This is a genomic window from Pseudomonas sp. 34 E 7, from assembly GCF_900005715.1.
Classification (GTDB): domain Bacteria; phylum Pseudomonadota; class Gammaproteobacteria; order Pseudomonadales; family Pseudomonadaceae; genus Aquipseudomonas; species Aquipseudomonas orientalis_A.
In genome coordinates this window covers 1-5,592 of sequence record NZ_CVTX01000163.1, presented here as the reverse complement: position 1 = coordinate 5,592, position 5,592 = coordinate 1, and the positions used below count along the sequence as shown (strand labels likewise).

The following is a 5,592-nucleotide window of genomic DNA, read 5'->3' as shown; positions in this document are numbered from 1 at the left end:
GGACGGCATTATCCAATGTGGGAGGGGGCTTGCCCCCGATTGCGGTGTCACAGTCAACAGATGTATTGACTGACACACTGCCATCGGGGGCAAGCCCCCTCCCACATTTTGATCCCCATTACTCCGCCGATTGTGGAGCTTGTCGCCGTGCGGTCAGAAGTCCCAGCGGGTGCTGACCATCACGTTACGCGGCTCGCCGTAGGCGGCGGAGTTATAGAAACCCACGTTGGTGTAGTAGGACTTGTCGAAGATGTTGTTGAAGTTGACCGTCGCCGACAGGTTCTTGGTGACCTGGTAGCGGGTCATCAAGTCCACCAGCCAGTAGGATTCCTGGGTGATGTCCTGGTTGGTTTGCAGTGGCTCGTTCCAGATCTCGTTCCAGCCCTTGGTCTGCCAGCGCACGCCGCCGCCGATGGTGAACTTGTCCAGGTCACCCTTGAGCTTGTAGGTGGTGTTCAGGTTGACCTGGTGCTCGGGCTCGAACGTGGAGATCTTCTTGTTATCGTCATCGCGCACGATTTTGTGGGTGTAGCCACCTTGCACTTGCCAGCCCGGGCTCAACTCACCGGATATTTCCGCTTCGTAGCCTTTGGTTACGGCCTTGGAACCTTTGAATGCATAGTTCTGCGGGGTTGGCGTCTGGTTGTTGTACGCATCGTCGGAGATCGCACGGTTGGTCTCATGCACTTCGAAGTAAGCGATGCTGGTGTTCAGGCGGCCCTCGAAGAACTCGCCCTTGAGGCCGATCTCGTAGTTTTGCCCTTCGTCCGGTTCCAGCAGTTTTTCGTTGCGGTCCTTATAGGTACTTTCCTGAGGCTGGAAAATATCGGTGTAGCTGGCGTACGCCGAGAAGTTGTCGTTGAGGTCGTAGATCACCCCGGCATAAGGAATGAACCGCCCGGTTTCCTTGTAGGAAGGGTTGTTTCCGGTGACGTGATAGTTGGCCACGCGCCCGCCGAGGATCACGTTCAGGTCATCCATCACGTTCAAGCGTGTGGTCACGTAGTAACCCGTCTGGCGGATGGTGTCATCGATGTGCTGCTGGGCCGGGCCGTAGATAGGCTTGGCGAGGTGGCCGTTCCAGTTATAGAAATCGACTTTGTTGCCGCCCGGCCATTCCGGCGACCAGTAACCCTTGCCCTGCCAGCGCGAGGTGCCGATCGAGCCGCCCACTACCAGTTCATGTTCGCGGCCGAACAGGCTGAAAGGCCCGGTGGCGTAGAGGTCGGCGGAGGTGCTTTTGGTTTCGCCGGTGTACTTCTGCCCGTTGACTTCGGCAGTGCCATCGGCTGCCGGCTGGACGAACTGAATCGAACCGAGGTCGGCGTGGTAGCCGTTGATCTTGTGGTCGAGCTGGAACTTGGTCACCCAGCCGCTGCCCATGTCATGCTCGAGCATGGCGAACGCGGTTCGGGTGTTCTGCTCCCAGGAGCTCCAGGTGGTGCCGTTGTTGTAGGAGCGCGGCATCTTGTTGATGCTGCCGTTGGAATTGACCAGCGGGAAGGAGCCGGACCAGCTCGAACCCTGCGGAACGTTGTCCTGGTAGTCGAAGCCCACGGTCAGCAGGGTGTCGGGAGACAGGTCGAATTCGGTAATGCCGTAGTAGGTTTCGGTCCTGCGCGAGTAGTGGTCCATGAACGACTTCTTGTCCTGGTACGCGGCGACCGCACGCCCACGGACATTGCCGCTGTCGGTCAGGGACCCGCTGACATCAACTTCACTGCGGTAGTTGTCCCAGGAACCGGCGCCCAGTTGCACATGCCCCTTGAAGTCCGCTGTCGGCTTCTTGCGGATCAGGTTGATCGTCGCCCCCAGGGAGCCGGCGCCATTGAGCAGGCCGGTAGCGCCCTTGAGCACTTCGACGCGGTCATAGATCGCCATGTCGCTCAAGGTATTGCCCGCCGAGTAACCGACGTTGCGCACGGTGGAAGGAATGCCGTCGTACTGGAAGCTGTTGACCGAGAAACCCCGGGAATAATAGTTGGTACGGTCGCTGTCATAGGCCGACACCGTGATGCCGGGGGTGTGGCGCATCACGTCATCCATGCTGTTGAGGCCGAAGTCCTCGATGTGCTGGCGCGTGACCACCGTGATCGACTGCGGGGTTTGCCGGGGTGTCAGGGTCAGGCGCGTGGCGGTGGCAATGGTGCCCGGGGTGTAGGAGTTCGAGCCTTCGGTGATGTTGCCCAGGTAGTTGGCGGTGACCTCGGTCGGGCTCAGTTCCAGCCCGCCCGCTGCGCTGGCGGCGGCCACGGTCAAGGTATTGCCGTTGAGGCTGTAAGTGGTCTGGCTGCCTGCCAGCAACGCATCGATGGCCTGCTGCGGCTGCATCTTGCCCTTGATCGCCCGGCTGTTCTTACCCTGCACGTCGCCAGGGCTGTACAGCACTTGCACGTTGGTCTGGCGGCCAAATTCCTGCAGCGCGCTCCCCAGCGGCTGTGCAGGAATGTTCAACTCGATCTCCTGGGCCTGAACATAGCCCGCCATCGGCAGCGCCACCGCCAGTGCCAGGGCACTCGGAAGAAGGTTCATGTTCAGGGCCCTGCGCATGGATAACGCTTTGCTCAGGGGGCTGAGACCGAGTCGTGCTGGCATGGATGCTTTCTCTTCTAGGTTTTAAGTGGGCAGTTATCGTATCTATTGAGGTTAATTCTCATTAGCACTAGTGAGACGTTCCTACCTGGAAAAACCGGAAAATAAAATTCACGCCGGTTCCATTTCGTGCACCACCTGGCCGGCGCGCAGGCGTACCAGTTGGTCGGCGATGTCGAAATAACGGTCGTCGTGGCTGATCACGATGATGGTCTTGCCCAGGCGCTTGAGGTCCGGCAGCAGCTCGGTGTAGAAGATCCGGCGGAAGGCCGGGTCCTGGTCGGCGGCCCATTCGTCGAACACCAGCACCGGGCGTTCTTCCAGCCAGGCGTTGACCAAGGCCAGGCGCTTGCGCTGGCCGGTGGAGAGGTCGGTGGTGCTGAATACGCCGTCCTTGACGCTGACCTTGTGCGCGATTTCCAGGCGTTCCAGGTATTGGGTGGCGCTGTCCAGGGACTGGGCGGCGCTGCCCTGGACCAGGTCGTCGAACAGGTAGTAGTCGGAAAACACCGTGGTGAACAACTGGCGATAGTCATCGCGCTCAGGGTCGGTGACCGCTTCGCCATTCAGGCGAATCTCGCCGGCCTGGGGCGGGTACAGACCCAGCAGCAGTTTGATCAGGGTGGTCTTGCCGCTGCCGTTTTCGCCGACGATAAACACGATATCGCCTTGCTGGATACTCAGGTTGATCGGCCCCAGGTGGAACGGCTCGCTGCCCTCGACCGCCGGCGGGCTGTAACTCACGTTGCGCAGTTCGAGGCTGTTGACCACCGGTGTCGGCGCTTCGCTGTCATCCATCAACAGGTGCGGTTCCGGGGACGAAAAACGCTCCGACAGTTCACTGATGCGGCCAAACGCGATCTTGGCCTTGCCGACCACGGGCATGTAACCCAGCAGGTGTTCCAACGGGCCTTTCATGTACAGCAGCACCAGCACGAAGCCGGTGATCACCGTCGGGTCCGGGTTGGGGTTGTACGCCTGCATCGCCAGGGCCAGGCCGATGACCACGAAGAACAGCATCGAGCCAAACGTCTTGGCCAGGATGTAGATATTGACCGAGCGCACCTGGATGTCGCTGATGCGGTCGGCGGTTTCCTGGATGCGGTGGGTGTTCATGCGAAACCGCCGTGGTCGGTGCATGCGCAGTTCCTTGGCGCCGGACGCAATGGCGTTGTAGTAACGCTGCAACTCGTCTTCATGGCTGCGCGCCAGGTCGAAGCCCTGGATGCCTTTGCCGCCGGCAATGAACTGCACGGTGCTGCCGATAATGATCGCCACCACCATCATCAGGAACATCGGCACCGACAGGTAGGCCAGGTAGCCCAGGCACCCGAGGGTGACTGTGGCCGCGATGGCCAGCGGCGTGAACGCGAAGGAAAAGTCGCTGATGGTGTCGACGTCGTGGGTCAGCACCGGGATCAGGCGGTGGGAGCGATAGCGTTCGATCTGACCGATGGGCGCCGATAACACCTTCTCGCCCAGGTCCTTGCGCAGGGCGGCGATGATCCGTTGCCCGACGTAGTTGGTGCCGATGTCGGAAATGATCGAACTGAACAGCGCCACCACGCACAGTGCCGCAAAGGTCAGAACCACGCCCTGGGTCATGCCTGCCGCCGAGTGCAGCGCGTTATTGATGGTCGCCAGCAGCAACGTAATGGCCAGGCCGCCCACCATGCCGAGGGCGACGGAGACCGTCACAATGATGCGAAAGGGCCGGAGCAGGGCGAGCATGCCTTTGAAGGCGCCGCGTTTGGGGTCGGTCATAAATACATCCCGGAGAGTGAAAAGAGGGGCTGGGCACACAGACCCTTACCCATGACAAACGAAGTGTCGGCGCGACTATTTAGCTCGGTGTGCCGGGCGGTGGCGGCGCTGGATAAATTGCGCGAGGGCTGGTTCGTTCTTGTTGGGTAGGCGCACGGGTATTCACGCCGTACGTATTCCTTCTGCGAGAGCGAAACAATGACGAAAAAGAACCTGGTGTATGTCTGGTCCCTGAGAAATGCCGCCGCCGACAAGGCCGGGCAGCCGGTGGCCTACAAGGACCACGAGCGCTACATGAAGTCGGTGCTGGAGTTTCTGGTGGGCTCGCTCAACGACACCGCGCTGGGCGATGCCTACAACCTGGTCGGGGTGGTGTACGACGACGATGAGCAGAATCCACGGGATCAGGCGTTGGTCGCCGATTATGGTTTCGCTTACAAGCCTGGCGGCCAGTGGTTGTACCCGGCCGACCTGAGCGTACAGGGCAAGTTGGTCAACGACCTGTTGCTGAGCGTACCGTCGACCTATCGTCGCCTGCCTCGGGGCAGCGCTGAGCATATCGCCGGCAAACAGGATTTCGAACGGCGCCTGCATGACGTGCTGGTCGAGTTGAAAGCCGACATCGTGGTGCTCGATGGCTTGCTGGTGATCCTCGATGAACTGGTTCGCCCAGGCGCGCCGTTTGCCCGGCGCATCATGAACATCCATCCGGGTATCACCCGCATCGAATCGCCTTACGAACGCCGTGGCGCCTATGCCACCTGGAACGCGTTGTATGGCGCGCGTGGGCAGACCGTGGTGGACTGGACGACCAGGGCTACCACCCCCTCGGCGCCGCTGTACCTCACCGGCGCGTCATTTCACTATGTGGATAACGGCATTGATTCCGGCGAAGTGTTCCACGACGTATTGAAGACCGAGATTTCGCCCGAAGACACCATTCTCGAACTGCGCTGGAACAACTTCAACAACAGCCTGTTCCCGGCGCTGCATGAAGGCCTGGAACTGTTGGCTAAGCAAGGCTGAATACAATCCTCCTGACGCATGGCGTTCAAATGTGGGAGGGGGCTTGCCCCCGATGGCGGTGGTTCAGTCAAAAATGCGCCTACTGACACTCCCTCATCGGGGCATAGGTATCTACTCAACTCAGCAGCGCCCAACCGTAACCACGATGCGAAGCGAGCCGCTCTTGATCTTGATCTGCTTTTGATCCTAGGCGCCCCGTTAAACCACGCT

At 60.2% G+C, this 5,592-nt stretch carries 3 protein-coding genes; 1 reads left to right on the top strand and 2 read right to left on the bottom strand.

Translation table 11 applies throughout. From position 1 onward, the window contains the following. Positions 1-153: 153 nt before the first annotated feature. Both BFP96_RS21670 and BFP96_RS21665 read right to left on the bottom strand, forming a co-directional pair. Positions 154-2,595 carry a TonB-dependent siderophore receptor gene (locus BFP96_RS21670; protein WP_083216674.1) on the bottom strand — a complete coding sequence of 814 codons (2,442 nt, stop codon included), beginning with the start codon at positions 2,593-2,595 and terminating at the stop codon, positions 154-156. 108 nt (positions 2,596-2,703) lie between these two features. Beyond that, entirely contained in the window at positions 2,704-4,356 is a 1,653-nt protein-coding gene (locus BFP96_RS21665) for a cyclic peptide export ABC transporter (RefSeq protein WP_065897793.1), read from the bottom strand. A gap of 198 nt (positions 4,357-4,554) precedes the next feature. Here BFP96_RS21665 and BFP96_RS21660 point away from each other — a divergent pair, with 198 nt between their 5' ends. After that, positions 4,555-5,382: a N(5)-hydroxyornithine transformylase PvdF gene (locus BFP96_RS21660; protein ID WP_065893101.1), complete on the top strand. Its 828-nt coding sequence runs from the start codon at positions 4,555-4,557 to the stop codon at positions 5,380-5,382. Positions 5,383-5,592: the final 210 nt, after the last annotated feature.

Excerpts from the sequence above, each read along its gene's own strand:
- BFP96_RS21670 (WP_083216674.1), bottom strand. The coding sequence starts at position 2,595 with ATGCCAGCACGACTCGGTCTCAGCCCCCTGAGCAAAGCGTTATCCATG.
- BFP96_RS21665 (WP_065897793.1), bottom strand. The coding sequence starts at position 4,356 with ATGACCGACCCCAAACGCGGCGCCTTCAAAGGCATGCTCGCCCTGCTC.
- BFP96_RS21660 (WP_065893101.1), top strand. The coding sequence starts at position 4,555 with ATGACGAAAAAGAACCTGGTGTATGTCTGGTCCCTGAGAAATGCCGCC.